The 25,282-nt window shown below is 62.6% G+C and carries 18 protein-coding genes and 4 pseudogenes; 5 read left to right on the top strand and 17 right to left on the bottom strand.

Features of this window, described 5'->3' with window-relative positions:
- Positions 1 to 237: transposase (locus P9A16_RS34125; RefSeq protein ID WP_278026476.1), on the top strand; the 237-nt coding region annotated here is incomplete at its 5' end.
- A 17-nt stretch (positions 238 to 254) separates the two neighbouring features.
- Here P9A16_RS34125 and P9A16_RS34120 read toward each other — a convergent pair.
- Positions 255 to 671 (bottom strand): annotated as a pseudogene (locus tag P9A16_RS34120) (response regulator); the annotation flags it as partial.
- A 239-nt stretch (positions 672 to 910) separates the two neighbouring features.
- Here P9A16_RS34120 and P9A16_RS34115 point away from each other — a divergent pair.
- A pseudogene (locus tag P9A16_RS34115) lies at positions 911 to 1,102 on the top strand (IS110 family transposase); the annotation flags it as partial.
- A 257-nt stretch (positions 1,103 to 1,359) separates the two neighbouring features.
- Here P9A16_RS34115 and P9A16_RS34110 read toward each other — a convergent pair.
- From P9A16_RS34110 to P9A16_RS34040, 15 genes are all read right to left on the bottom strand, one after another.
- The gene (locus P9A16_RS34110; RefSeq protein WP_024270013.1) at positions 1,360 to 3,570 is read right to left on the bottom strand and encodes a mechanosensitive ion channel domain-containing protein; all 2,211 of its coding nucleotides are present in this window, start codon (positions 3,568 to 3,570) and stop codon (positions 1,360 to 1,362) included.
- Between the two features lie 2 nt (positions 3,571 to 3,572).
- Positions 3,573 to 5,375: an N-acetylglutaminylglutamine synthetase gene (gene ngg, locus P9A16_RS34105; protein ID WP_024270012.1), complete on the bottom strand. Its 1,803-nt coding sequence runs from the start codon at positions 5,373 to 5,375 to the stop codon at positions 3,573 to 3,575.
- Between the two features lies 1 nt (position 5,376).
- Positions 5,377 to 7,152, bottom strand: coding sequence for an N-acetylglutaminylglutamine amidotransferase (locus tag P9A16_RS34100; RefSeq protein ID WP_037405249.1), 1,776 nt, complete (start codon positions 7,150 to 7,152; stop codon positions 5,377 to 5,379).
- Positions 7,153 to 7,266: 114 nt separating this feature from the next.
- Entirely contained in the window at positions 7,267 to 8,070 is an 804-nt protein-coding gene (locus tag P9A16_RS34095) for a FadR/GntR family transcriptional regulator (protein ID WP_023515644.1), read from the bottom strand.
- A 6-nt stretch (positions 8,071 to 8,076) separates the two neighbouring features.
- Entirely contained in the window at positions 8,077 to 8,874 is a 798-nt protein-coding gene (locus tag P9A16_RS34090) for an ATP-binding cassette domain-containing protein (protein WP_023515643.1), read from the bottom strand.
- Positions 8,871 to 10,655 (bottom strand): dipeptide/oligopeptide/nickel ABC transporter permease/ATP-binding protein, encoded by a 1,785-nt coding sequence (locus P9A16_RS34085; protein WP_023515642.1) that lies wholly within the window; start codon positions 10,653 to 10,655, stop codon positions 8,871 to 8,873. The genes P9A16_RS34090 and P9A16_RS34085 overlap by 4 nt, the downstream gene beginning before the upstream one ends.
- Positions 10,652 to 11,599 (bottom strand): ABC transporter permease, encoded by a 948-nt coding sequence (locus P9A16_RS34080; RefSeq protein ID WP_023515641.1) that lies wholly within the window; start codon positions 11,597 to 11,599, stop codon positions 10,652 to 10,654. The genes P9A16_RS34085 and P9A16_RS34080 overlap by 4 nt, the downstream gene beginning before the upstream one ends.
- A 30-nt stretch (positions 11,600 to 11,629) precedes the next feature.
- Complete coding sequence (locus P9A16_RS34075) at positions 11,630 to 13,195, bottom strand: ABC transporter substrate-binding protein (protein ID WP_023515640.1); 1,566 nt, start codon at positions 13,193 to 13,195, stop codon at positions 11,630 to 11,632.
- A gap of 156 nt (positions 13,196 to 13,351) precedes the next feature.
- A complete protein-coding gene (locus P9A16_RS34070; RefSeq protein ID WP_037405248.1) occupies positions 13,352 to 14,509 on the bottom strand; it encodes an osmoprotectant NAGGN system M42 family peptidase in 1,158 nt (385 codons plus the stop codon).
- A gap of 90 nt (positions 14,510 to 14,599) precedes the next feature.
- Positions 14,600 to 15,883, bottom strand: a complete 1,284-nt coding sequence (locus P9A16_RS34065; protein WP_023512249.1) for a DUF2254 domain-containing protein — start codon at positions 15,881 to 15,883, stop codon at positions 14,600 to 14,602.
- Positions 15,884 to 15,943: 60 nt separating this feature from the next.
- Entirely contained in the window at positions 15,944 to 17,305 is a 1,362-nt protein-coding gene (locus P9A16_RS34060; RefSeq protein ID WP_023512248.1) for a sigma-54-dependent transcriptional regulator, read from the bottom strand.
- On the bottom strand, positions 17,302 to 19,116 hold the full coding sequence (locus tag P9A16_RS34055; RefSeq protein WP_063832190.1) for a sensor histidine kinase: 1,815 nt from the start codon (positions 19,114 to 19,116) through the stop codon (positions 17,302 to 17,304). The genes P9A16_RS34060 and P9A16_RS34055 overlap by 4 nt, the downstream gene beginning before the upstream one ends.
- A 93-nt stretch (positions 19,117 to 19,209) precedes the next feature.
- Positions 19,210 to 19,605 carry a DUF1850 domain-containing protein gene (locus tag P9A16_RS34050; RefSeq protein WP_023512246.1) on the bottom strand — a complete coding sequence of 132 codons (396 nt, stop codon included), beginning with the start codon at positions 19,603 to 19,605 and terminating at the stop codon, positions 19,210 to 19,212.
- Complete coding sequence (locus P9A16_RS34045) at positions 19,602 to 21,707, bottom strand: TRAP transporter permease (RefSeq protein WP_024270009.1); 2,106 nt, start codon at positions 21,705 to 21,707, stop codon at positions 19,602 to 19,604. The genes P9A16_RS34050 and P9A16_RS34045 overlap by 4 nt, the downstream gene beginning before the upstream one ends.
- A gap of 76 nt (positions 21,708 to 21,783) precedes the next feature.
- Positions 21,784 to 22,743, bottom strand: a complete 960-nt coding sequence (locus tag P9A16_RS34040; RefSeq protein WP_023512244.1) for a TAXI family TRAP transporter solute-binding subunit — start codon at positions 22,741 to 22,743, stop codon at positions 21,784 to 21,786.
- Positions 22,744 to 22,868: 125 nt separating this feature from the next.
- On the opposite strand from P9A16_RS34040, the gene P9A16_RS35890 reads away from it, so the two are divergent.
- The gene (locus P9A16_RS35890) at positions 22,869 to 23,150 is read left to right on the top strand and encodes a transposase (RefSeq protein ID WP_371260173.1); all 282 of its coding nucleotides are present in this window, start codon (positions 22,869 to 22,871) and stop codon (positions 23,148 to 23,150) included.
- On the opposite strand, the gene P9A16_RS35885 is transcribed toward P9A16_RS35890, so the two are convergent.
- Positions 23,105 to 23,500 (bottom strand): hypothetical protein, encoded by a 396-nt coding sequence (locus P9A16_RS35885; protein ID WP_443021760.1) that lies wholly within the window; start codon positions 23,498 to 23,500, stop codon positions 23,105 to 23,107. The two genes, P9A16_RS35890 and P9A16_RS35885, sit on opposite strands and share 46 nt — an antisense overlap.
- On the opposite strand from P9A16_RS35885, the pseudogene P9A16_RS35880 reads away from it, so the two are divergent.
- Both P9A16_RS35880 and tnpC read left to right on the top strand, forming a co-directional pair.
- Positions 23,445 to 23,609, top strand: a pseudogene (locus P9A16_RS35880) (IS5 family transposase); the annotation flags it as partial. The gene P9A16_RS35885 and the pseudogene P9A16_RS35880 overlap by 56 nt on opposite strands.
- Before the next feature lie 909 nt (positions 23,610 to 24,518).
- A pseudogene (gene tnpC, locus P9A16_RS34030) lies at positions 24,519 to 25,216 on the top strand (IS66 family transposase); the annotation flags it as partial.
- Between the last annotated feature and the right edge of the window lie 66 nt (positions 25,217 to 25,282).

The raw sequence follows: 25,282 nt of genomic DNA, 5'->3' as shown, positions 1-25,282 counted from the left end.
TCCAACAATCTCGTCGTGCCCGAAAACATCACCATTCTGCCACTCCCGCCGAAATCGCCGGAGCTGAACCCGGTCGAAAACCTCTGGCATTTCATGCGCGACAACTGGTTATCAAACCGTGTCTTCAAATCATACGACGACATCGTCGATCATTGCTGCGATGCCTGGCGGAAGCTCGAAAGCCAGCCCTGGCGCATCATGTCGATCGGGCGCAGAGAATGGGCCTATGGGTTTTGATCAGTGAGGGGCCGTATTAGATGCAGTGGGTCAATCAATAGCCGGCCAATCTGAATATCCCGATTGGCGAGCTCCGGATTGCGCCGCATGAGCGCGCGCACCCGCGCCATGAGTTCCTCGATCAGGAACGGCTTTCCGAGATAGTCATCCGCGCCAAAATCAAGTCCTTCGACGCGCTCCATCGGTTCATTCCGAGCGGTCAAAACGATGATTGGCGTGCTATTGCCTGCGCGCCGTAGCTTCGGGATGAACGTCAGGCCTTCGCCATCCGGCAAGCGGCGATCAAGAAGAATAGCATCGTAGTCGTTCTGCAGAACAAGTTCCTGCGCATGAGTGAGGTACATCGTGTGATCCGCGACGATGCCATGCTTTGCCAGGCCGGCCGTCAATGCGTTGGCCAATTCCCTTTCATCCTCGATCAATAGGAGCCGCATCGTTCCTCCATTCACTTCATTTGGGTCATCTTTGTCCAAAAGATTGCAGCAGCATTACGTGGAGAAAAAGATCGACAGGTAAAGCTGCTGCAATTGTGGAGCCGCAGAGATCGAAGCAACTCAAATGCAACAATTTTAACGGTCGGCCGGCCGGCCGGTCGGCGTCGTGCTGCTAATTATGAGGAATCGACATCATGGCTACAAGTTGGATGAAAGCTCTGGCCCTGACGGGGTAATTCATGGAGGCTTGCGGTATTGCTCACTACTCGGCGCGTGAGATAACCAAGCTGGGCCATCAAGTCCGGCTGATCGTACCACAGTGCGTGCGCCCATTCGTGAAGCGCCAAAAGAGCGGTGCGGCAAATACCGAAGCGATTGTCATCGCTGCCCAGCGACCCGAGATGCGCTTCACCACGCTGAAACTGGAGGAGCAGATGGCTGGGATTATCCGTTCCGAATGGCTGTGCATCGGCACTCCTCAAGTGCAGCTAGATAACCCGCATCGAACGCCTCTCTCGTGCGGGCAGGGTCGCGGTTGCAGCGGGCGACATGGCCGAGTTCATTCCACCATCTTCTCCATGCCTTTTCGATTTGTGTTACGTCAACTTTTGTCAATTTTCGCTCTCATTCATTGCTGGAATGTCAATCTCCCTCACCCTATAATATGGTTCACACTGTTCCATGCAAATCATGTCTCGCCATTTTCAGTGCTAGATTGTTGAACGAGTGAAACAAAAGCAGGTGCAGCGCCACCGTTCTTGTCTACTCCAAAATAGATTGTCTGGTGTGGGAAGGGCATTTCGATGCCGCGAGCATCGAAGACTCGCTTGACCGCTCCGTTCAGAGCGCGTCCGACACCCCATTGCTTGCCCGGTAGCGTCTTTATCCTGACGCGGACAATCACCGCACTGTCGGCAAGTTCCTGAACGCCGAACCATTCCATCTCGCCGACAATGACGCCATTGATTTCCGGATCGGCGCGCAACTGCTCGAAAGCTTCGAACAGTGCGGCCTTGGCGTCCTCCACATCCTCACGATAGGCGATGCCCACGTCGCCAACGTGGTAAGCGAAGTCGCGCATCAGGTTTGTCACCATGTCGACCGAGGAGAAGGGGATGATGTGATAGGCACCTGTCACATCACGCAGGCTGACGGAACGGATCGTCAAACGTTCCACGGTGCCGGTTGTGCCCCCCACTGTAATGACGTCGCCGACATTGATGGCGTTTTCCAACTGGATGAATACGCCGTTGATAACGTCCTGCACCAGCTTCTGCGCGCCGAAACCGATAGCAAGTCCGAGTACACCCGCCGAAGCGAGCAGCGGCGCGATGTCCAGTCCCATCTGCGATAGGGAGAACATAAGGGCGACCACCACGATTGCGATAGTCATGGCGTTCCGCAAGAGGGTGAGGAGTGTTGTTTCGCGCGAGGTGGCGATTGTACCGAAGGCGGGGTTGAGCCGATAGTCCACCCATGATGTCAATGTCAGCCAGGCGACATAGGCGACGAGCAGAATGACGAAAACCGACGCCGCCGCGCCTGTAAAGGCAAGGCCCATGCGCGACTGCATGAGGGCCGCCACGTCGAAGATGCCGGTGGCCGAGATTACGAAGGCGATCACGGTGGCAATGATGAGGAAGCGCAGCAGTGTGAGGAAACGGGGAACGAGGCCGTTGATGCGACGCTCCAGCAGCGGGAGCCGCCGATTGATGTTGTTCGGCAGGCGAACGCCCTTCTGGACCGTGCGCGCTAGCCAGTCAGCGAAGACGAAGCCGACGATGATGGCGACAAAGGTCTGGGCGCTGGCGCCGAGAACGGAGAACAGCCGCTCGGCCGGCCCGATCAGCACGACGAAGAATAGGAAAGCCAGATAGACCAATACTGGCCAGTGCCAGCGCGCCGCGATGAAGCGGACGCGACGGCTACGTGGATTGTGTTCGGGGGTTGCCAGCAGCCACTCGGTTACGGCACGCTGGTTTACCAATGTCGCTGATACGGCGATGACAAGGGCGACAAGCGCAACGAGGGCGGACACCGCCTGCCCAGAAGCGGCCGAAACGGCCTGTGAAAGAATCGGCTGGAGAAGAAGCTGGCCATAGCCGAGAATGCTGATGATCCATGCGAGGATGCGGCTCGTGCGCCGGGCGGCTCTGTCCGAAACATGTATAAGGCGAAGCTCGCTGGTGGATGGCGACAGTATGGCCCTGGTTGCCACCTTGGCCATCTGCACCGCGGTGAAGGCGTTGAGATAGAGTGTCTGCTGGATATCCATGCGCCCAAGCTCTCCGAAGACGGTCAGAGCGGCAAGATATCCAGCGCCCCAGGCGGCGATGACGATGCCTATGTCGAAAGCCACAGAAGCGGTGACCAGAAAGGCTTTTTCGAGGAAACCCGCGGTCGTCGCGCGTCGCCCGAAGGAGCGGTAGATTCTGCGTGCAACCAGCCGAAGGACTGCGAAAACGCCATAGGTGACGACAATCACCAGCGCCAGATCACGTGCGGCGCGAAAAAGTACCTCAGCTTCCCCACCATTGATGTTTGACAATGTTGCTGGTGCCGCAGCGAGTTGCCGGGAGAAAACGATGATGGAAAAAACCGCCCGCTCGGCGAAGTGCCGCGTCACATCCGCCATCTGCTTGCCGAGGGGTTCGGCCAATGGCGTCTCGGCGATGTCCTTGGCGGCTGTTCCGTCGGCGACCTTCTGCAATTCGTCGAGAAAGGTCTGCCGTGTCTTGTCGTCGCGCAGGATGTCAATGAGGTCCTGCAGCTTTGCTGAACCGGCCGATAGTTCCTGGGAATTCTCTAAACCGAGCGGCTCTTGCGCGGCTGCAGGCATGACAGACGCAACCAAAAGAGTAGCCAGCAGACAAATGATACGCAGTGGAATGAAGGCCATAATCAAATTTCTGTCTTGGTACCGGGAAACAGAAGATCGACGAAACGCCCTCCTGTCGGCTGCGGTTCATGATTGGCAAGGCCAGGTCGTTCGTTCGCCTCGATGAAAACGTACTCCGGTTCTGACGGGGTCTTGACCATCAAGTCAATGCCGACCACCGGAATATCGATTGCCCGCGCGGCGCGGCAGGCAGCTGCGATGAGATCGGGATGCACTGTGTCAGTGACATCATGGATAGAGCCACCGGTATGTAGATTTGCGGCTTTGCGGACGGTAACCTCATGTCCGTCGTCGAGAATCGAATCGAGATTCAGCCCCTGTTCGGCGAGGCACCGGTGCGTTTCCGCATCCATGGGAATTCGGCTTTCTCCACCAGTTGCTGCCTGACGCCGTCGTGATTGTTTTGCGATAAGTGCTGCGATTGTAGCCCGGCCATCACCGATGACACAGGGAGGGCGGCGCACGGCCGCGGCGACAAGCTTGAAATCGATGATCACAAGACGGAGGTCATGGCCCTCGAAGCAGGCTTCGAGCAAAACCCGGTCGCAGACACCGCGCGCCTCGTCGATCGCTTGATCGAGTGCCTCTTGCGTGGTGATGCCGACGGAAATGCCACGGCCCTGTTCGCCGCGCGCCGGTTTCACAACTAATTTTCGGTTCTTCCTCAAAAACGCTGCAATTACTGCGCGGTCTTTACCCACCTCCATTTGATCGGGTACGACAAGGCCGGCTGCTGAAACAACGCGTCGGGCAATGGCCTTGTCATCAGCTATCGACATTGCAACGCCCGAAGTAAGCTCTGAAAGACTCTCCCGGCAATGGATCGACCGGCCGCCATGGGAGAGCCGGAAGAACCCGCCCTCGGCATCCGTGATATCGACATGAATGCCGCGTCGCGTCGCCTCGTCAACGATCAGCCGGGCATAGGGGTTCAGCGCATCGTAGGACTGGTGCGGCATGGCGAAGAACTTCTCGTTGATCGCGTTCTTCCGCTTGACCGCGAAAAGCGGCATGCGTCGGAAGTTCAGCTTCTCGTAGAGTTTAATTGCCTGCGCGTTGTCGTGCATGACCGATAGGTCGAGACAGGAAAGGCCCCGCGCCTGGAAATGCTCGGCCAGCTTGCCGACGAGCCTTTCGCCAATGCCGGGCTGGCGGGCGTCGGGATGGACCGCGAGGCACCAGAGCGAGGCGCCCCGGTCGGGGTCGTTGAACAGGCGCTGGTGGTCGATTCCGGTCACGGTGCCGACGATCTCGCCGGTCGTCTCGTCCTGGGCGACGAAATAAGTCACCGGGCGGTTATCCCTGTCGGAGGAGAAGAAATCCTTGCGGATCTGGACCATGCCGCAGGCGGCATAGATGCGGTTGATGCCGTCGGCGTCGGCATCCGTGGCAAGCCGACGGATGTTGATGGCACGAAGGCGGCGGCTCCTCGCGCGATAGGTCGACAGGTCAAGACGGAATGTATGCGAGGGATCTAGGAACACCTCCTGCGGGGCGTGCGACAACAGCACATGCGGGTCCTGCACGTAAAACGCGATATCCCGGCTTGACGGCGCTTCCTCGCGAAGTTTCGACAGAAGCGTCTCGTCCTTCGAGAATGTTTGTGCAAACAGCAGCCGGCCCCAACCACAGTCCAGTACCACATCCTTTTTCTGCTTCTCCGACGCGTCCGGCCGGCCGAGATGGCGGCCGGGCTGCGCGCGGGTGCGCAACTGTTTCAGGCGATGGTTCACCGCGCTCGCCCCCTTGGCGCTGCGGGTCCTGGCTGCCTGGCGCGGCGTGGTCTTTTCTTCTACCTTCTTCACGTCACACCCCCTGGGCCTGAAGCCACATTTCGAGAAGCCCGACCTGCCACAGCTCGGATCCACGCAGCGGCGTGATATGGTCCGAGGGCTTCTCGAGCAGGCGTTCGAGATAGGTCTCGCGGAAAAGGCCGCGTTCGCGAGCCGCTTGCGAATGAAGTGCGTCGCGGATCATCTCGAGATAGGGACCGGCGATATATTTGAGTTGCGGGACTGGGAAATAGCCCTTCTTGCGGTCGATCACCTCGCTCGGCACGATCTTGCGGGCGACATCCTTCAAGATGCCCTTGCCGCCGTCGCGCAACTTCTCCTCGGGCGGGATGCGTGCGGCAAGCTCCACCAACTCGTGGTCGAGGAAGGGGACACGCGCCTCAAGACCCCAGGCCATGGTCATGTTGTCCACGCGCTTGACCGGATCGTCCACCAGCATGACATTGCTGTCGAGCCGGAGCGCCTGGTCTACAGGGGTATCCGCGCCCTCTCGCAGAAGATGCTCCTCCAGTAGCGCACCGCTGGTGTCGTGCTCGGAAATCCAGTCCTGTGACAACTGTGTTCGCAGCACCTCATGCGAGCGGTCGCGAAAGACCTTGCCATAGTCCGAGACGACGTCGTTGGAGTTGACGAGCGGCGGATACCAGTGATAGCCGCCGAACACCTCGTCCGCACCCTGGCCGGATTGCACGACCTTGATGTGTCGGGAGACCTCCTTGGACAACAGGTAGAAACCGACATTGTCGTAGGAGACCATTGGCTCCGACATCGCTGCGATGGTGCCGGGAAGGGCCTCCATCAGGTTTTCGGATGGCACGAAGATCTTGTGGTGGTCGGTGCCGAACGCGCGGGCGATGAGATCGGAATAGACGAACTCGTCGCCCTTTTCGCCGTTGGCCTCCTCGAAGCCCACGGAAAAGCTCATCAGGCCCCGCTGGCCAGCCTCGGCAAGCAGACCGACGATGAGGCTGGAATCAACGCCGCCGGAGAGCAGAACGCCGACTGGCACGTCGGCGATCATGCGGCGCTTTACGGCGGTGCGCAGTGCGTCGAGAAGCTGCTCCTGCCAGTCCCTGCGCGTCATGGCGCCGTCGCCCGCACAGCGGGTGTAGCACGGATCCCAGTAGCGGTGGTCCTTGAAGCTTCCGTCTCGCTCGTAGACGCGGATCGTGGCCGGCGAGAGCTTGCGCACGCCGGAAAGAATCGTGCGCGGTGGCGGCACCACGGCATGGAAGGTCATGTAGCTGTGCAGGGCCTCGACGTCGATGGATGTATCGACACCGCCCGCCTTGACGATCGCCGGCAGACTGGAGGCAAAGCGCAAGGCCCCGCCGGCGTCCGCGACATAGAGCGGCTTGATGCCGAAACGATCGCGCGCCATGACGACGCGGCCGCTGTCGCGCTCGTGTAGAGCAAAGGCGAACATGCCGTGGAAACGGCTGACGCAGTCCACGCCCCAGGCATGCCATGCCTTGAGGATGACTTCCGTGTCGCCATCGGAGAAGAATCGGTAGCCCTGGTTTTCAAGCTCTGTCCGCAGTTCACGGAAATTGTAGATGCAGCCGTTGAAAACAAGGGAGAGGCCGAGGTCAGGATCGGCCATCGGCTGCTGTGATCTGTCGGAGAGATCGAGAATTCGCAATCGTCGATGCCCGAGCCCCACATTTCCCCGCACCACGATTCCTGATGCGTCTGGCCCGCGAGGGGCGAGTACGTCTGCCATGATCGAGATTGCCGACACCGACGGGGACCCGCCGTCAAACCTGACTTCTCCGCAAATTCCACACATGAACTGGGCTGAAACCTCCTTTGTGAGTACAAAATGGAACGTCAGGGCCGTGAAAATATCCACGGCCCTGACGCTAGCTGAAAACAATGCGCCAGCGCTCCGGTTGTTCCCCGGTCATTGAAAATTGCCCCTCTCAGCCTTTCCGACCGTTTGCGCGCGGGCGAGCATGTAGGCCTCCGCAAACGCCATGTGTTCGCCGGCGATACGGCGCGCGTCCTCCACTCGCCCGTCCTTCAGAGAGGCCATCAGCCGGTACTGGAACGACAGCCCTTCCTCGCGCGAACTGGGGGCCGGATCAGCGTAGATGCTTCGGGCGAGAGGAAGTTCGCGCAGCAGATTGTGCATCAGGCCGCTTAGAAAGCCGAGCAACGGGTTCGGGCAGAGCTGCGCCAGCTGCGAATGGAAATCGAGCTCGGCCACGCGCTGGCGATACTGTTCCTCTGCACCGCCCGGCGGATGGTCGTATATCCGGATCGTACTTTCGAGAAGGGCAAGCTGTTCGTCGGTGATACGTCCGGCGAGCAGCGCGGCCACTTCGGGTTCCAGCGCCTTGCGGATGGCGTAGATGTCGGAAAGGCTCGGCTCGTCGAAGAAGAAATAGGTCGACAAGAGCTCCATGGCGTGCTGGGCGGAGGGCTGGGCAACGAAGGCGCCGCCGCCTGGTCCGCTACGAGTGAAGATGAGGCCTTGCGTTTCCAATGCCTTCATAGCCTCGCGCACCGTGCCCTTGGCCGCCTTGAAACGGTCAATCAGCTCGCGCTCCTGCGGCAGGCGCGCGCCGGGCAGAAGGCCTTCCGTCCGAATATAGTCCTTCAAGAGATCGGCGATTGCTTCTGGCCGGCGCTTCGTCTTTCCGGCGGGCGTGAAAAGGCGCCTGCCGTCGTCTGCCGGGTTTTGTTTCTCATCGATGCCAGACATCTGTCGTCACTCTCTCCTGATGCGAGGCGCGCTCGCGACAAGCCGCTGTGTATAGGCGTGTTCAGGGTCGGCAAAAAGTCGGTCAGCCGGCGCCGTCTCGACGATCTCTCCGAAATACATCACGGCGACGCGATCCGAGATTGCCTCGACCACGGCAAGGTCGTGGCTGATGACGAGATACGACAGACCGAAGCGTGTTTTCAGGTCACGTAGAAGGAGAAGCACCTGCGCCTGCACGGACACGTCGAGCGCGCTCACCGGCTCGTCGAGAACGAGGATTTGCGCGTCGGCCGCCAGCGCCCGGGCAATGGCGATCCGCTGGGCCTGACCGCCGGAAAATTCGTGCGGATAGCGTTCAAGCGTGTCGGCCGGCATCTGCACCGCATCGAGCAGTTCCTGCATCCGCACGCGCCGCCGGGAGGGGGCGTAGCCGTTGAGAAGGGCGAGCGGGCTTTCAAGGATGTCGCGGACGGTCTTTCGCGGGTTGAGCGAGGCGACCGGATCCTGAAACACGTACTGGATCATCTTGCCGAAGGCTCTCGGCCCGTCCCGGCGCAGTCCGCTGGCATCCCTCCCGCCGATGGCGAAACTGCCGGAAGTGGGCGTTTCGAGGCCGACAAGCATGCGGGCAAGGGTGCTCTTGCCCGAACCGCTCTCCCCGACCAGGGCGAGCGTTTCGCCGCGCCGAAGATCGAGCGATACGGATTTCACGGCGTCTATGGTATGACGCGGCTTGCCGAAGAGGCTCCTGCCGCCGCCGAACCTCTTGCTGAGTTCCCGCATCTCGATCGCGTGAGCCGTCATGACGTCCCCGCCTCCCTCTGGAAAAGCGCGGCCATGCGGTCGAGGAAACGGCTTCCGCTTCCCAGTTCCGGGACGCAGGCGATCAGCCGTTTCGTATAGGCATGCTGCGGATTGGCGAGCACCGCCCGCGCTTCGCCGGTCTCGACGATCTCCCCGTCCTTCATGACGGCCACGCGGTCGCAGATTTCCGACACGACGCCGAAATCGTGCGTGATGAAGACAAGCGCCATGCCGCGTTCGCGCTGAAGAGCGCGCATCAGTTCCAGGATACGCGCCTGCACGGTCACGTCGAGGGCGGTGGTCGGCTCGTCGGCGATGATGAGATCAGGATCGTTAGCGAGCGCCATGGCAATGCCGACGCGCTGGCGCTGGCCGCCCGAAAGCTGGTGCGGGTAGTGGCCGGCACGGGCGCGGGCCTCGGGGATGCCGACCTTGTCGAGCAGCGCGATCGCTTTTTCGCGGCGCTCTGTCGCGCCGAGCGGCTGGTGGGCGGCGATCGCCTCCTCCACCTGGCGTCCGATTGCCATCATGGGGTGCAGCGTCGTCAGCGGGTCCTGGAAGACATAGGCGACGCGGGCTCCCCGGCTGGCGATGAGGCGCGTCGGCGGCATGGCCAGCACGTCTTCGCCCATCAGGTAGATTGCCCCGTTGCGGATGAGGCCGGGCGGCGAGGCGACGAGACCCATGACGGAAAGGGCGGTCACGCTCTTGCCCGAGCCGCTTTCCCCGATAAGGCCGAGGCATTCGCCCGGCTTGACATGGAGGGAGACGCCCCGCACCGCCGGCACGACGCCACGGCTGCGTCGGAAGCCGGTCTCGAGCCCTTCGATAGCAAGGACGGCGTTCCGCGCCGTGTTTTTCGGCGCAACGCGATCACGCGCGACCTCCGTGACGGGGCCGGGCCGGGCGAGCGCGCCGGAGCGCAGGCGCGGATCGAGCACGTCGCGGATGCCGTCGCCCAGAAGGTTCAGGCTGATGACGACGAGGAAGATCATCGCGCCCGGCACGATGGAGACATGCGGTGCGGTGAAGAGCTGCGCGCGTCCCTCGCCGAGCATCGAGCCAAGATCGGCCTGCGGCGGCTGCGCGCCGAGGCCGAGGAAACTCAACCCCGCCGTTTCGAGGATCATCCAGCCAGCCGTCGTCGACATCGTGATGACGATGACGGGCAGAACGTTGGGTAGAACCTCCGTCAGTACGATGGCGACCGGGCCTTTTCCGGAGAGCCGCGCCGCGTCGACGAACTCGCGATGCGTATAGCCTAGCGTCACGCCGCGCACATTGCGGGCGAAGAAGGGGATGTTGACGACGGCGATGGCGTAGAGCGCGTTCAGGAGGCCGGAGCCGAGCGCGGCGACGATGGCCAGCGCCAAGAGGATGTAGGGAAAGGCCATCAATATGTCGATGCCGCGCATCATCAGGTTGTCCGTGCGCCCGCCGGCATAACCCGCCACGATACCGATCGCCGAGCCGAGGAGGGCGGCAATGAGCGTGGCGGCAAACCCGACCGCGAGCGAAATGCGCACGCCCCACAGTAGGCGGCTGAGGATGTCGCGGCCGAGCTGGTCGGTCCCGAGAAGGTGCCCCGCGGTCAGCACCGGCTTCAGGCGATCGGCCGGCGCAGTCGCATCCGGGTCGGGAAGCGGCAGGAGCGGTACGAGCAGCGCGACAAGCGCGATGAGGACGATGATGCACAATCCGGCTGTCGCCAGCCGGTTGTTGACCAGCAGGCGCCAGGCGGGGAGCCGAGCCGAGGCCGACATTGCGGCAGGCGCGCTCATACGCGGATCCTCGGGTCGAGCATCGATTGGAGCATGTCGGCACCAAGGTTAAACAGCACATAGCTGGCCGCGACAACGAGCACGCCGCCCTGCACCAGCAGGATGTCGCGCGTCGAAATCGCCTTGACCAGCATCGCGCCGATGCCGGGCCACTGGAAAACCGTCTCGATATAGACCGCGCCGCCCAGTACGAAGCCGGCCTGGATGCCGATGACGGGGATGATGCCGACGAGCGCCGCGCGGAAGGCGTGACCGTAGACCACCCGCCTTTCCGGCAGGCCTTTGGCGCGGGCCGTCCGCACATAGTCCTGCCGCAGCACCTCCAGCATTGCGCCCCGCGTCAGCCGAGCGATCACCCCGGCCGCCACGACCGAGAGCGTCGCGGCCGGCAGGATGAGATGAAGGAGGAGATCCCTGAAATCGCCGCCGCCATAGACGGCGTACATGCCGGAGGCCGGCAGGATGCGCCAGTGCACGGCGAAGAGGTAGATCAGGAGAAGACCGAGCCAGAAGGAAGGCATGGAAATGCCGGCAAGCACGAAGAAGGTGATCGCCCGGTCGGCCCAGCCGAATTGGCGCACCGCCGAGACGATGCCCGCCAGCAGGCCGATCACCGAGCAGAGCACCAGCGAGACGCCGGCCAGCACGAGCGTCGCCCGGAACCGTTCCAGCACCTCGTCGATGACCGGCCGGTTGAGCGCGAAGGAGCGGCCGAAATCGCCGTGCAGCACATTGCCGATCCAGATCAAGTATTGCTGCACCAGCGGCTTGTCGAGGCCGAGGTCCCGGTTGATGCGCGCGACATTTTCCGGGGTGGCATAGGCTCCCAGGATGGCTGTCGCGGTATCACCCGGGATCAGCGCCATCACGAAGAAGACGATGACCGACAGACCGAACAGCACGGGAACGACGGCGAGCAGCCGCTTCATGATATAGGCCGGCATGAGACCTCCCGGTATCCGTGGCAGGTGCCGCTAGGGCTTGGCGACGCTGCGCAGGTCGAGAAGGAAGGACGGCTGCAGTTTGAAGCCCTCGACGACGGCCGTCGTGACCGCGTTCTGCTTCCAGTTGGCGACGAAGAGCCAGGGCGCATCCTCATGCACCAGCGCCTGCACCTCGCCGTACAGCTTGCCGCGCTCTGCCTGATCCGTCGATTTGCGCGCCTGCTCGAGCAGTTTGTCGACCTCGGGGTTGGAATAGTAGCCGGAGTTGAATCCGCCCTTGTCGGGCATGGCGTCGGTGCGCAGCGTTAGATAGGGCACGGTGTCCGGGTCGTTGGTCATCCAGGCCATCTCGGCCATGTCTGCCTTACCCTCTAGACCGGGATTGACGCGGCCGAGGAAGGTGTTCCACTCGTAGGTTTCGATCTTCACCTTGAAGCCCACCGCCTGAAGATCCGCCTGGATGGCTGCGCCCATGGTGATCGGGTCAAGCATGCCGGAGCCGCCTTCCGTCACGTAGAAGGTCAGTTGCGGGTTTTCGACGCCCGCCTCGGCAAGCAGTGACTTGGCCTTCTCCGGATCGTATGCATAGGGCTCGACGGTATTCTCCACCCAGTTGAACGCCGGCGGAATGGGGCCTGCGGCGACCGTGGCGGTGCCCTGCAGAACATTGGTGACGAGCGTTTCCTTGTTGACCGCGTAGTTTGCCGCCTGGCGCACGCGCTTGTCGGCGAAAGGGCCTTGCTTGGTGTTGAGGATCGTGAACCAGACATGCGGCCCGGCTTGCTCGGCGACCAAAAATTTGGCGTCCTGCTTGAAGGTCGCGAGGTTATCAGGCGGCACCTCGACCATCACGTCCAGGCCGCCCGCCATCATCTCCGCAACGCGCGTATTGGTGTCGGTGATTGGCCGGAACACCACGGCGTCGAGCTTTGCGGCGCCGCCCCAGTAGTCGGGGTTGCGATCGATCACGACACGCTGGTTCGACAGCCACTCGACGAATTTGAAGGGGCCTGTGCCGGAGGGCGCCCGGCCATAGTCCTTGCCGTGCTGTTCCACCGCCGCGGGGGAGACGATCAGACCGGTTGGATAGGCGAGATTGGAGAGGAACGGCGCGAAGGCTTCGTTCAGCTTGAACTCGACGGTGTGCGCATCGACGACATCGACGGACGCGATCGAAGCGAAGTTGAAGGACAACGGGAACGGCCCCGTATTGTAGAAGGGATGGTCCTTGTTCAGCATGCGGTCGAAGTTGAATTTCACCGCCTCGGCGGTGAAATCCGAACCATCATGGAATTTCACGCCCGCGCGGAGCTTGAAGCGATAGGTCTTACCGTTTTCGGATATTACCCAGCTTTCGGCAAGCGCCGGCTCAACCTCCAGCGTGCCGTCCTTGAACCGCACCAGGCCATCGTAAAGGTTGACGAGGATGCGGAAGTCGTTGGTCGCCGTGACCGTGTGCGGATCGAGGGACTGGGGTTCGGCTATTTGGCCGACGACAAGAACGTTGGCCGGGGTCTGGGCTGTGGCCGGCCCCGCCGAAAGGGTAGCACAGGTGAGGGTGGCAGCCGTAAAGACACTGCGAAATAGCCTCTTCATAGGAAAGATCCTTTCGATTTGGCGTCGTTCGATAGGTGTATTTATAGCGATAGATATGAGTATGACAACAATCTATCATGATTAAATAGCCGTTCGCGCGGCTCAGCACCCGTCCGAACGTCCAAAACGTGCGGGCAAACCGCTGCGATAGTGCAGTTAGGGTGTGTCCGGCTTGTCCGCACTCAGGTCCTGTTCTGCTTGCTTCACGTCCTGGCGAGTGAAGCCGCGTAGGCCGGAAATCTCCTCCGCGTCGCGTTCGATCTGAACCTCGCTCGCCGCGTGGTGCACGGCCAACCGCGCCAGCGAAATCAGCGCATGGAGGTGGATGCGCTCGTAGCCGTGCGAGGCATCGACGCCGAAGGCGAGGAGGGCGGTCCGAACGTCATGACCGGCTTCGACGGCCGAGGCGGCGTCCGAGCGATAATAGCGGAACACGTCCTTCTGGACGCGGATGCCGTGGTCGCCGCAAAGCTGGAAGAGCTTTTTGGACAGGTGGTAGTCGAAGGGACCCGTCTGGTCCGCCATGGCGAGCGTCACGCCGAATTCGTCCGAGTTCTGGCCCGGCGCTGTCGTGCCGTTGTCGATGGCGACAAGCGAGGCAATGTCCGGCACCAGCACGGCGGACGCGCCGACGCCCACTTCCTCGCCGATCGTGAAGAGCCAGTAGGTGTCCACCGGTGTCTCGATACCTTCGCGCTGCATCGCCTCCAGAGCGGCGAGCATGACCGCAACCCCCGCCTTGTCGTCGAGATGGCGCGAGACCATGAAGCCGTTTTCGAGAAATTCGGGTTGCGGATCGATGGCGACGATATCGCCGACATCGATGCCGAGTTGCACGATGTCCTTGCGATCGCGCGCCAGCGCGTCGATGCGCAGCTCGACGTGGCGCCAGCCAGTCGGCTGCGTGTCGACCTCTTCGTTGAACGTGTGGCCCGACGCCTTCAACGGCAGGATCGAGCCGCGATAGGTGCCCTTGTCCGAGAATATCGAGGCCCGCGCGCCCTCGGCGAAGCGCGCCGACCAATGGCCGATCGACACGAGTTCGAGCCGTCCATTGTCCTTCAGCGCCTTCACCTGCGCGCCGAGCGTATCGAGATGGGAGACGATGCCCCGCGCCGGCCGCTCGGCCGCTCCGGGGCGGCGCGCGCGGATCGCGCCGCGGCGGGTCAGCTTGACCTCCAGGCCAAGGCTTTCGAGTTCGCGTGCCGTGTAGCGAACGGCCTCGTCCGTAAAACCGGTCGGGCTCGGTATGTCGAGGAGCGCTTTCAGCCGGGTCGTCAGGTATTCTGGATCGATTGTAACAGGTGTCTGCATCGGGGCTTTGTCGCAGCCAACGGCCGCCTGCGTCAACAATCGCGGCCGGAAAATCATCTTCCGGCACGATGTTCTTGCGATATTTTCATTTTATTTCAGATCGTTAGTATCTCGGACGCTTTTTGCGGCCTCCTGCAACCTGTGCAGGTCGCCCTCCAGCCCTAGGGCCATGGCGGCGCGATCGAGCGCTTCTTTCGAGTGCCGCTCCGCCGCTGCACGGAACTGCGGCTGGCGGAAGTTCGCCAGCGTGGCGAATGCCTTCTGCAGGCGGATGCCGACCTCCACGATCGCCGCGCCGTCCCGCGCGATCGGGGTAAACAGATCGTCGAAGATGTCACCCGGTTCGATCGCGGGGACATGGACATTGGGGTAGAGCACCTCAGCATCGTAGCCGGCTTCGACCGGCTCCGTCCACACGGCGAGGACCCGCAATGCCCGGCTGATGACATCGATGGCCGTGCCCGGGTCATTGACGGCCGGGGAGAGGGCGCGCGAGGCGATTTCCGCCAGAACGGAGGCGCCGAACCGGGGATCCTGATCGAATGTCCTGACGTCCTCTACCGAAAAGCAGGTGGCGATCCGCGCTCTCGTTTCCTCGGCGTCCTGCTCCGATCCGCCGTCGAGAAAGGCGACGGGTCTTGTCGGATCCACGAGCTGGCCGGGGATCAGGTGAACGAAGATTCGCGACTCGGCGGCGGCCGCGATATCGTAGAGCGTGCCGGTATCGAGATGCTGGATATATCCGATCCTGTCGATGAAGACAGGCTTGGCGAAGAAGGGGATGTCCGCCCTGTCCGCCAGCCTTTGACCGCCGAGATGAGGGCGCTGCAAGTGGGCGCGCATCGCCTCGATTGTCGCGGCCTCGACCCTTTCCGTCGTTTCTGTGACACGCCCCAGGCGCGAAAGATGATCGATCCAGCGCAGCAGGGTCACGATGACGAGCACGATGACGCCGATCGTGACGAGGAACAGCACCACGCGGCCCTGGTCGCCGTAAGCCCCCGTGCTGAGGGCGATGATGCCGACGAGGCTAAAGAGAAAGGAGCCGATGAAGGTCGCGAGCACGTTCTGCGTCGTGCTGTCCTCCATCACAAGTTTCGTCGCGCGCGGCGTGACGTTGCTCGTCGCGGCGGAGTAGGCGGAAACCATGGTGCTCAAGGAGAAGGTGGTGACCGTCAGCATGCTGGAAGCGATGATCCCGAGAATGTTGTCCACCGCGTCGGCCCCGATGCGGGTCGAAAGGTCTCCGGGAATGAACGGGGCCAAGACGATGGCGATCAATGCCGTCACGATGGCGAGAATGGAAAACAACGTTGCCCGGACCCACATCCGGCGCCCAAGCTGCGAAAGCAGCCACCCCCATCGCGACGTCATTAGCAACCCCTGTGCAGTTCCGAAGACAAAATGTTCTGCGCCTGCCTGCCCATGTCGATGTCAATCCTGGCCGCGGTCTTGGCGGCGCTTGCGCAGGCCCGCAAGACCGCGGCGGCTCATTTTTTCGGTCAAAGTGCGAAGGGGCACGCCGAGGCTCGCGGCGGCGCGGGCGGTGTTGCCGTCATTGCGTTCCAGCGCTTCGCGGATGACATGCGCCTCGTACGCTGCCAGCCGCTCCGGCAGGGCGAGCGTATCGTCCTTGAAGGAGGCGTCGCGCACCGTCGCGGCAGGTTCGTCGAGCCCAAGGGCAAAACGCTCGGCCTGTGCCTTGAGTTCACGCACATTGCCGCGCCACTCCTGCTGCCGGAGTTGCTCGATCCGCCTGGCGGGAACCGCCCGAACGGGACGGCCGTATCTATGTGCCGCAAGGGAGGCGAAATGGCCGAACAGGAGGCCGATATCGTCGCGCCGCTGGCGCAATGACGGAATGCGGACATCGGCCGTGGCAAGGCGATAGAACAGATCTTCGCGAAAGCGCCCGGCGGCGATGTCGGCGGTCAGGTCGCTCTTGGCGGCTGCGACGATGCGCACGTCGACGGATCGCAGACGGTTTTCACCGAGGCGCTCGACGACTCTCTCCTGCAGCACGCGCAGGATCTTCGCCTGCAGGCCGAGCGGCATCGATTCGATTTCGTCAAGAAACAGCGTGCCGCCGGCGGCGTGTTCGAACTTGCCCTCGCGGTCGGCGATCGCGCCGGTGAAGGCACCCTTCACATGGCCGAAGACCTCGCTTTCGAAGATGGCCTCCGGCAGCGCCCCGCAGTTGATCGCGACGAAGGGACCGGCGGCGCGCCGGCTGAGCCGGTGGAGAGCCCGTGCGACAAGCTCCTTGCCGGTGCCCGTCTCGCCGATGACGAGGACATCGATATCGACATCGGCGAGCGTCGCGACGCGGTTGCGCAGGTCGCGGATCGGCGGACTGTCGCCGACGATGGCATCCTTTTTCTCGCTGCCGCCGACCAGGCCCTGAAGGCGCACGATCTCCCGCTTCATGCGCCGTTTCTCCACGGCCTTGTCGAGGACGGAGAGCAGGCGGTCGGCATCGTAGGGCTTTTCCAGAAAGTCCTCCGCGCCCTGTTTCATCGCCTGGACCGCAAGGCCGACATCGCCATGGGCCGTGATGAGCACGACGGGCACGTCCCGCTTCTGGCGCACGGTGGAATTGAGCAAGGTCATGCCGTCGATGCCCGGCATGCGCACATCGGTAACGACGACATCGGGCTCGGCACGCAGCAGCGCCGTAAAGGCCTCCTCCGGCCGGTGGAATGCCTCGACGGAAAAACCGCTAACGGTGAGCCAGTCCGTCGCGGCCTTCAGAAGGTCGCGGTCGTCGTCGATGAGAAGAATGCGGCCACGGTTCATTGCGCCGCCTCCAGGCTCCCGGTGCCGCGTCTGCCAAGCGGCACGGAGACGGTGGCGGAGGTTCCGCCGTCCGGCACTTCGGCGAAGCGGATCTCGCCGCCGCATTCGCGCACGATCGTCGTGGCGATGGACAGGCCGAGGCCGAGGCCTTCGCCCGTCAGCTTGGTGGTGAAGAACGGTTCGATGATGCGCTCGCGATGCTCCGGTGCGATGCCCGCTCCGTTGTCGATGATGGCCACCTCGACGTGGTCGGCATCCTGCGTGCGGCGGATGGTGATGGCGGGATCGGGACGCCCCTCCACGGCATCCAGCGCGTTCAGGAGGAGGTTGAGCATCGCCTGCTCGAGCTTCAGTGCGACGGCGATCACGACGGGCGAAGGCGCCAGTGCCTCGATGATCGGGGTGATGCCGAGGCTTTTCGTGCGGGGGGCGGCGAGATCCACCACGTTGCGGATGACACTGTCGATCGAAACGTCCTCCAGGTCCGAGGCATCCTTGCGCGCGAAGGTCTTGAGATGCTTGACGGTGCGCTGCATGCGCTTGACGAGGGAGCGGGCATCGACGATGCGCGCGCCTGCGGCTTCGGCGGATTTCCTGCCGGCCAGCACGCCGGCGGTGGCGAGCGTCGCGTCGAGCGCGGCGAGCGGCTGGCTTACCTCGTGCACGATGGCCGCGGACATGCGGCCGAGCGCCGCCATCTTCTCCGAATGGATGAGGCCCTCCTGGGCACGGCGCAGCTCGTCCTCGGTCCTGCGGCGCATGTCGATCTCGCAGGCGAGATCCTGCGTGCGTTCGGCCACCATGCGTTCGAGCAGTTCACCCTGCCGCAGCCGCATGCGGATGATCTGGGCGCGCTGGTGCAGGAAATAGAGCGCGCCCGTCGCCAGCAGACCGGCGATCAGCGCGGCGAGCGCCCAGAAGCCGGCGAGCTTGGCCGTGTCCCCGGTACCGGTTGCCGCCAGCACGTGCCAGCCGTCCGGCTCGACCGTCGAGAAGCGGGCGAGCAGCGGCGCGCCGCCCTGTGCGATGCGAAGCGCCGGGTCCTCCAGAGCGCCGGTGGGCAGGCCCACCCCTTCCGGCAGGATCGGCCTGCGGGCCGCAAGGTCGGCGCCCTCGTAGGTGCGTTCCGCCGCAAGCCGCGCCAAAGCCTCCGTTCCGAGCGGCGCCAGCGGACGGTACTTCCAGTCTGGGTTGCCCGAGAGGAAGACGATGCCCCAGCGATCCGCGATGGCGGTCTGTACGCCGGCCGCCTCCCAGGCCAATTCCAGCGGCGACAGGTCCGCCTTGACAACGACGACGATGGGCGGCTTTCCGGCAATATCGATGCGCGAGGCGAGGAAGTAGCCGGGCTTGCCGGTCGTCACGCCAATGGCATAGTAGCGCCCCTCGCCTTCGCGCATCGCATACCGGAAATAGGGGCGGAAACTGTAGTCCTGTCCGACGAAGCTCTCCGGCGTCATATGATTGCTCGCCGCAAGGGTCACGCCGTGCGCGTCGAGCACGTAGAGTTCGGCGGGACCGGCCTGCCGGACGATGGTTTCCAGGTAGGCGTTGGCCGCGTCGAGTGCCGTTTCGCCGCGCTCCGTTCCTGCGATCGCCCGGATGCGCGCGTCCTCGCCGATCACCATCGGCAAGTAGCGGAAACGCTCGATCTCCGTTTCGATGGCGCGATTGGTCAGGACGAGACTGCGCTGGAGTTGGCCTTCGAGCGTGGCAATGGCGACACCGCTTGCCAGGTAGTAGGCGACGAAGGGCGCTATGCAGGTGACGACAAGCATGGCGATCGTCATGCGACCGATGGTGCGAGTCATTTTCGGGCCGATCCGTCTCTCGCTTCTCTCACCCATGAGCTTAGCGTTCCTTGCATGCGAAAAGAACAGGAGATTGGCCCCCGGTGAGACGGATCATTTACCGGGCTCCCGCGATATCGCCTCGCCATCCGCGCAGGGCCGCAGCACGACAGGCTCTCCCTTGTCGCGGCCAAGCTCCCGGCAGCCGTGCGCCGCGCAGAGCGTCCAGCCGGAGCCGGTGGCGCCGGACGAGGCGAGGACCAGTGTGGTGAGCGGTGCGGCATGCGGCTCCCACACCCACCAGCCGTCCTTGCGGCGCGCGCCTTCGCCAGGCTCCATGCCGGCGCCCGAGCCCTTCACCCGCGCCTCCCGCAGCACCAGCCCGTCCGGCGTGACGGCCCAGCTTTCCTGCCATGCGGTCTTCTCAACCGAATGGGTCCAGCCCAAGGTGAAGAGACCGGCGGCAAGGGCGATGGCCTTGCCGCCGGCAATGCACAGCAGGGTGCTCATGCCGCTTCCGGCGCGGCCGCTGCCCGCGCCCTGCGCCAGATGAGGACAGCGAAGACCGCCCCGAGCGCAAAGCCAATCTCATCCGTCACGGGCAGCGCGGCGAGCATGCTGAAGGAGGCAGCGGTGGCGAGCGCCCGTTCGAAGAGGTTGAGCCGGACGGCGGCAAAGCCGATCACCGCGGCGCCCCAAAGGCCGATGGCGAAGCCCGTTTTGAAGACGATATAGGCGACGGCCGCCGGATAGCCGAGCGACGCGGCAAGCGGCCCTCCTTCCTGCAGCATCAGCGCCGGCGAATAGACCGCCATGAAAGGGATGACGAAGCCGGCGGCTGCCACCTTGATGGCCTCGAAGGAGATCTTCAGGCCGCTTTCGCGGGCGATGGGGGCTGCCGCGAAGCAGGCGAGCGCTACCGGCGGCGTCAGGTCGGCGAGAATGCCGAAATAGAATACGAACATGTGGCTGACGATCAGCGGCACGCCGAGTTCGAGCAATGCCGGGCCGGCGATGGACGAAGTTATGATGTAGTTCGGGATCGTCGGAATGCCCATGCCGAGCACCAGGCAGGTCACCATGGTCAGGAGCAGCGACAGGAAGAGGCTCTTGCCGCCGACCGACACGATGAACTGGCCGAAGGTGTTGGCCGCCCCGGTCAGCGTCATCGTGCCGATGATGATGCCGACGAGCGCGCAGGCTATGGCCACCGGCAGCGCGGTCTTGGCGCCATCCGCCAGCGCGTCGCGGCAGATGGCTAGCGTCTCCCGGCCGCCCTTCCAGATACCATTGGCAAGGACCAGCACCGCCAGCGCGACGACGACGACCTCCATGCCGAACTTGAAGAAGGCGGCGGCGACGAGGCCGAGGCCGATCCAGAAGATCACCCGGACCGCGGTCGATGGAAGGCCAAGGGCGATGGAACTGCCGAGGATCAGCAGCAGCGTGAAGCCGAGGCCAACGGTGCCGGCGAAGAGGGGCGTGTAGCCGGAGAACAGCAGCCAGACGAGGGCGGCGAGCGGCAGGACCAGATACCAGCCCTTGGTGATCGCGGCGCGGGCCGAGGGCAGTTCGTTACGGGGCAGCCCGAGAAGCCCGCGCTTGCCTGCCTCCAGATGGACCATCCAGAAGGCGGACGCGAAGTAGAGGATTGCCGGAATGAGGGCGGCCTTGACGACCTCGTGATATTCGACGCCAAGCGTCTCGGCCATGATGAAGGCGACGGCACCCATGACCGGCGGCATGATCTGGCCGCCCATCGAGGCGGTGGCCTCGACGCCGCCGGCAAAGGCGGGGCGATAACCGAAGCGCTTCATCAGCGGAATGGTGAACTGGCCGGTCGTCACCACATTGGCGACGCCCGATCCGGAGATCGTCCCCATAAGGCCGGACGAAATGATCGCCACCTTCGCCGCTCCGCCGCGCCGCGCGCCGACGAGCCTGAGCGATACATCGTTGAAAAGCTGGATCATGCCGGCCTTTTCCAGGAAGGCGCCGAACAAGATGAAGAGGAAGATGTAGCTTGAGGAAACCAGCGTCGGAATGCCGTATATGCCCTCCGTGCCATAGGCCATGTGGTCGATGACCTGGGAGAAGGCATAGCCGCGATGGTTGAGCGGCGAGGGCAGGTATTCGCCGAACAGGCAGTAGGCGAGGAAAGCGCCCGAGATGATCGGCAGGGCCGGTCCCATCAAGGCCCAGGCGGCGGCGAAGACGATGCCGATACCGATGACGCCAAAGGCGATGTCCTGCGGCAATGGATCGCCGGCCCGCACCAGCAGGTCGGCATATTCGTAGCATTGGTAGAAGGCGACGGCTGCTCCGAGCGCAGAAAGGCTCCAGGCGATCGCGCGGGCGGCTCCGCTCCTGGTCCCCATGGCGGCGAGCAGCGGAAAGATCAGGACCGTGACGAAACCGACATGGATTGCCCGGACGAGTTGGCTCGGCGGATCGAGAAGATGTGCGGCGGTTGCGATCTGGAACAGGGAAAACAGAAAGGCGATCGCAAAGAGCACCCGCCCTTCTTTCGTCGCCGGGAACGTGCCCGCGAGGGCGTCATGCTTGCTCAGCGCGGCGGCAGCGCCGTCGGCCGGTCCATTGGTGTCGTGCATCGTTTCCTCCCGAGCGACGGACTACTAAGGTATCTGTGCGGCGATCCTCCACCGCCGCACAGTCGTTGCTAAACGGTCAGAGCAGCCCCTTTTCCTTGTAGTAGCGTTCGGCGCCCGGATGCAGCGGGATGGGCATGCCTTTCAGCGCTTCTTTCAGATCGATCTGCTCGGCCGCCTTGTGGGCGGCGACCATGGCCGGCAGGTTCTCGAAGAGCTGCTTGGTCATCTGGTAGGCGGTTTCGTCGGAAACCTCCGAGTGCGTCACGAGGAAGTTGACCACCGCAACCGTCGGCACATCCTTGTCCTGGCCCTGGTATGTGCCCGCCGGAACGGTGGCGGCGATGTAGGGCGCGCCGAGCTTTGTGGCGATGTCTTCGGGAACAGAAACCATCTGCACGTCGAGCGAGGTGGCAAGGTCCTTAAACGACGAGACGCCGAGGCCGGCCGATTGCAGCGTGGCGTCGAGCTGACGATTTTTCATCAGCTCGACGGATTCGGCAAATGGCAGATATTCCGTCTTGCCTAGATCGTCATAGCTCATCCCGGCCGCCACCAAGATGGCACGGGCGTTCAGTTCTGTACCTGATTTCGGCGCGCCGACAGAGAGGCTCTTCCCCTTAAAGTCGGCGAGTGTGGCGATCCCGGACTCCTTCGACGCCATGATCTGAATGTAGTTCGGGTAAATGGCGGCTATACCGCGCAGCTTGTCGAGCGGTGCCTTGAAACCGGCTTCGGCATTGCCTTCCGCGGCGAGTTTGACGGAATCACCCAGCGCGAAGGCGATTTCGCCGCGGCCCTGTTGCAGGAGATTCAGGTTCTCGACAGAAGCCTTGGTGGCCTGAACTTGGGTGCGGGAGCCTGCGATCTTTTCGCCGTATATTTTCGAGAGTGCGACGCCGAGTGGATAATAGACGCCGGACGTGCCGCCCGTCAGGACGTTGATGAACTCGTCTGCTCGCGCGGCGGCGGCCGTGGTGAAGGCGATGGATACGCCGGTAGCAGCTATGATGACGGCGCGCTTCAACTTGTTTTTCATGGAAACTCCTCCCGTTTGGCAAAATGACGCAGCTCTCACGTCCGCGTCGTTGTTTAGATAGCAAGAGTCAGGCCAGATCAAAGCCGTTGACATGCTAAGGTGGGGCCGTGTGGCGCGCTTCGCGAATGGCAAGAAATTACTCGTCGAGGATGACATTTGGCAAGTTTTTGCTGAAGGTGGATATCCGTCTAGCGTTCGTGGACAAAGGTTCACTGCGGAGTCGGGTTTTGATTCAAGGCTTCCATTTGGAGGCAGCCTTGGGCGAACGGATTGGTTTGACAGACGATGAGTGGGCGGTGATCGGTCCGCTTCTTCCCGCTGAGCGAGGGCGCGGATGCCGCCCTGCTCAGGACAATCGGCGCTATTTCGAAGGCATGATGTGGATGGCGCGTACGGCTGCGCAATAGCGACACTTGCCTGATGAATACGGCAAGTGGAACAGCGTCTTCCGCCGATATCGACGCTGGGTTGAGACCGGTGTGTTCGAAGCAATGCTCGAAACTCTGGCTGAACTGGTCGATCGCGCGGCGGCTTCACCACCAAGCTCCATGCCCGCTGCGATGCGAAAGGCCGTCCGCGCGGCTTTGTCCTGACGCCCGGGCAGACGCATGATACCCAAGGCTTTGCGTCCTTGTTCCGGATGATCTCCGACCGGGTCGAAGCTTTCCTCGCCGACAAGGGTTACGACGCCGATCCCACACGACAAAGCCAAATACAAATGGCGTAACCAGATCGAGCGGCTCTTCAACAAGCTCAAGAACTGGCGGCGCGTTGCGACCCGCTATGACAAGACAAAGGAATCCTATCTCGGCTTCGTCGCAATCGCCGCAGTCAAACTATGGATGCCGTTTATCCGCGAGCGCTAGGTAACCCAACCCTGAGAGACGCTCGTCGAAACATACACATTCGGTGAAGGACGCCTTGCTCAATTGAGAATTTTGGTAAGGCTCCGGCTATATCGACGTCAATATAGCCAGTGATTTAACCATGGATATCATTAGCAGCGGTCACCCGCAGATCAGTCGGCTGGAGATAGGTGAGAAAGGTCGTCGTGGGCACTTTAATGACGAAGCCAAGCTGGCGACTGTCGCTGAGAGCTATAGTGGACCTCAGCAGCTATCGGCGACGGCTCGTCGCCATGAGATTACGCGCTTTCAGTAGAATAGCTGGCGCACGGCGGTGCTGGAAGGGCGGTTTGGGGGTGGTTCATTGGATGGCTTCGTTTCCGTTGTTCCGGATTACGACGCGGTGGCCGGGCCTCCTGTTCCGGTTGCTGAGGTGGAGTGTTGTCCTGGACCTGAACCGGGGTCGACTGTCGAACGTAGACCACAGCTTTGCGTGTCAGCACCGAGGTGGCAAGGAGAATTTGCTTGTCATCGCTCGCCTCCCTCGCTGCGACGCCGGCTGCGGCCATCAGAAGGGTTGCCAGCCTCGTGACAACGGGCTCCGTTCCGCGTCACTCAAATCTCGCATCTGCGGCGTATCGAACGGTATGCTCAGTTGCAGGGTCAGTATTGGCAAAGTCGAGGGTGGTGGTAGTGCCTTCATGGCGCGCCATCCTGGATGGCCGTGAGTCCATCCGTTGAACTTTGCCTGACACCACGCTCGGTAAGTAGCCTATGAAGCTCCATAAGGCTTGCCACCGCAACCTGTGGCTCGCCCATCTCCATGCTGGCGCAAAACGCTCGATCCAGCATCCATTCCGCAATCTGAATGACTTCGCCAGGCCGAACCTCTATCCGCACGATCGCGCCGCTGGCCCAATCCTCACGACTTTCGTGCCGAAAACAACCACCCTTGCGCCCGGTTCGGGCAAGACCATGAAAGCCTGGCTTTGGGCTTACGCACGCGATGATCGGCCCTATGGCGGAACCAGCCCGCCGATGGTGACCTATCGCTTCGAAGACAGCCGAGGTGCGCAGTGCGTGGCGCGGCCTCTCGTTGGCTTAATTGGTATCCTGCAAGTCGATGGATACATGGCCTACACCAGCCTGGCCAGGACGCGGGCCAAAGGCGGCAACAACGAGACGATCCAACTCGCAGGCTGCTGGGCGCATCTCAGGCGCAAGTTTTACGACCTGCACATCACCGGGGTCTCGCAGGCTGCGACGGATATGGTCGTCGCCATGAGCGCACTATGGAAGGTCGAGGATGAGGTTCGCGGCCGGGATGTCGAAACCAGAGCGACGCTGCGACAGCAAAAGTCCGCAGTCATTGTCACCGGCCTCTTCGATCTGTGGGAAAGAGAGCTGCGCAAAATCTCTGGGAATTCCAAGACTGCCGAGACGATCCGCTATGCACTCTCCTGGCGGGACGTGCTGGAGCAGTTCCTGGCGGACGGCCGTGTCGAAATCGACTCCAACATCGTCGAACGCGCGATCAGGCCTCAAACAATCACGAGAAAAATAGTCTATTCGCCAGCAGCGAAGGTGGTGGACGCACCTGGGCGACATTGGCCACTCTCCTTCAGACCTGTTGGGGTGGACGGCCCCCAAATCGGCATCGATGTGCCAGAATGAGGTCGTTACAGATCTCAAGC

The organism is Shinella sp. 838, from assembly GCF_029623935.1.
Taxonomy (GTDB): Bacteria; Pseudomonadota; Alphaproteobacteria; order Rhizobiales; family Rhizobiaceae; genus Shinella.
Note: the sequence above shows the minus strand (reverse complement) of the source record. Positions and strands in the feature narration are given on the sequence as shown.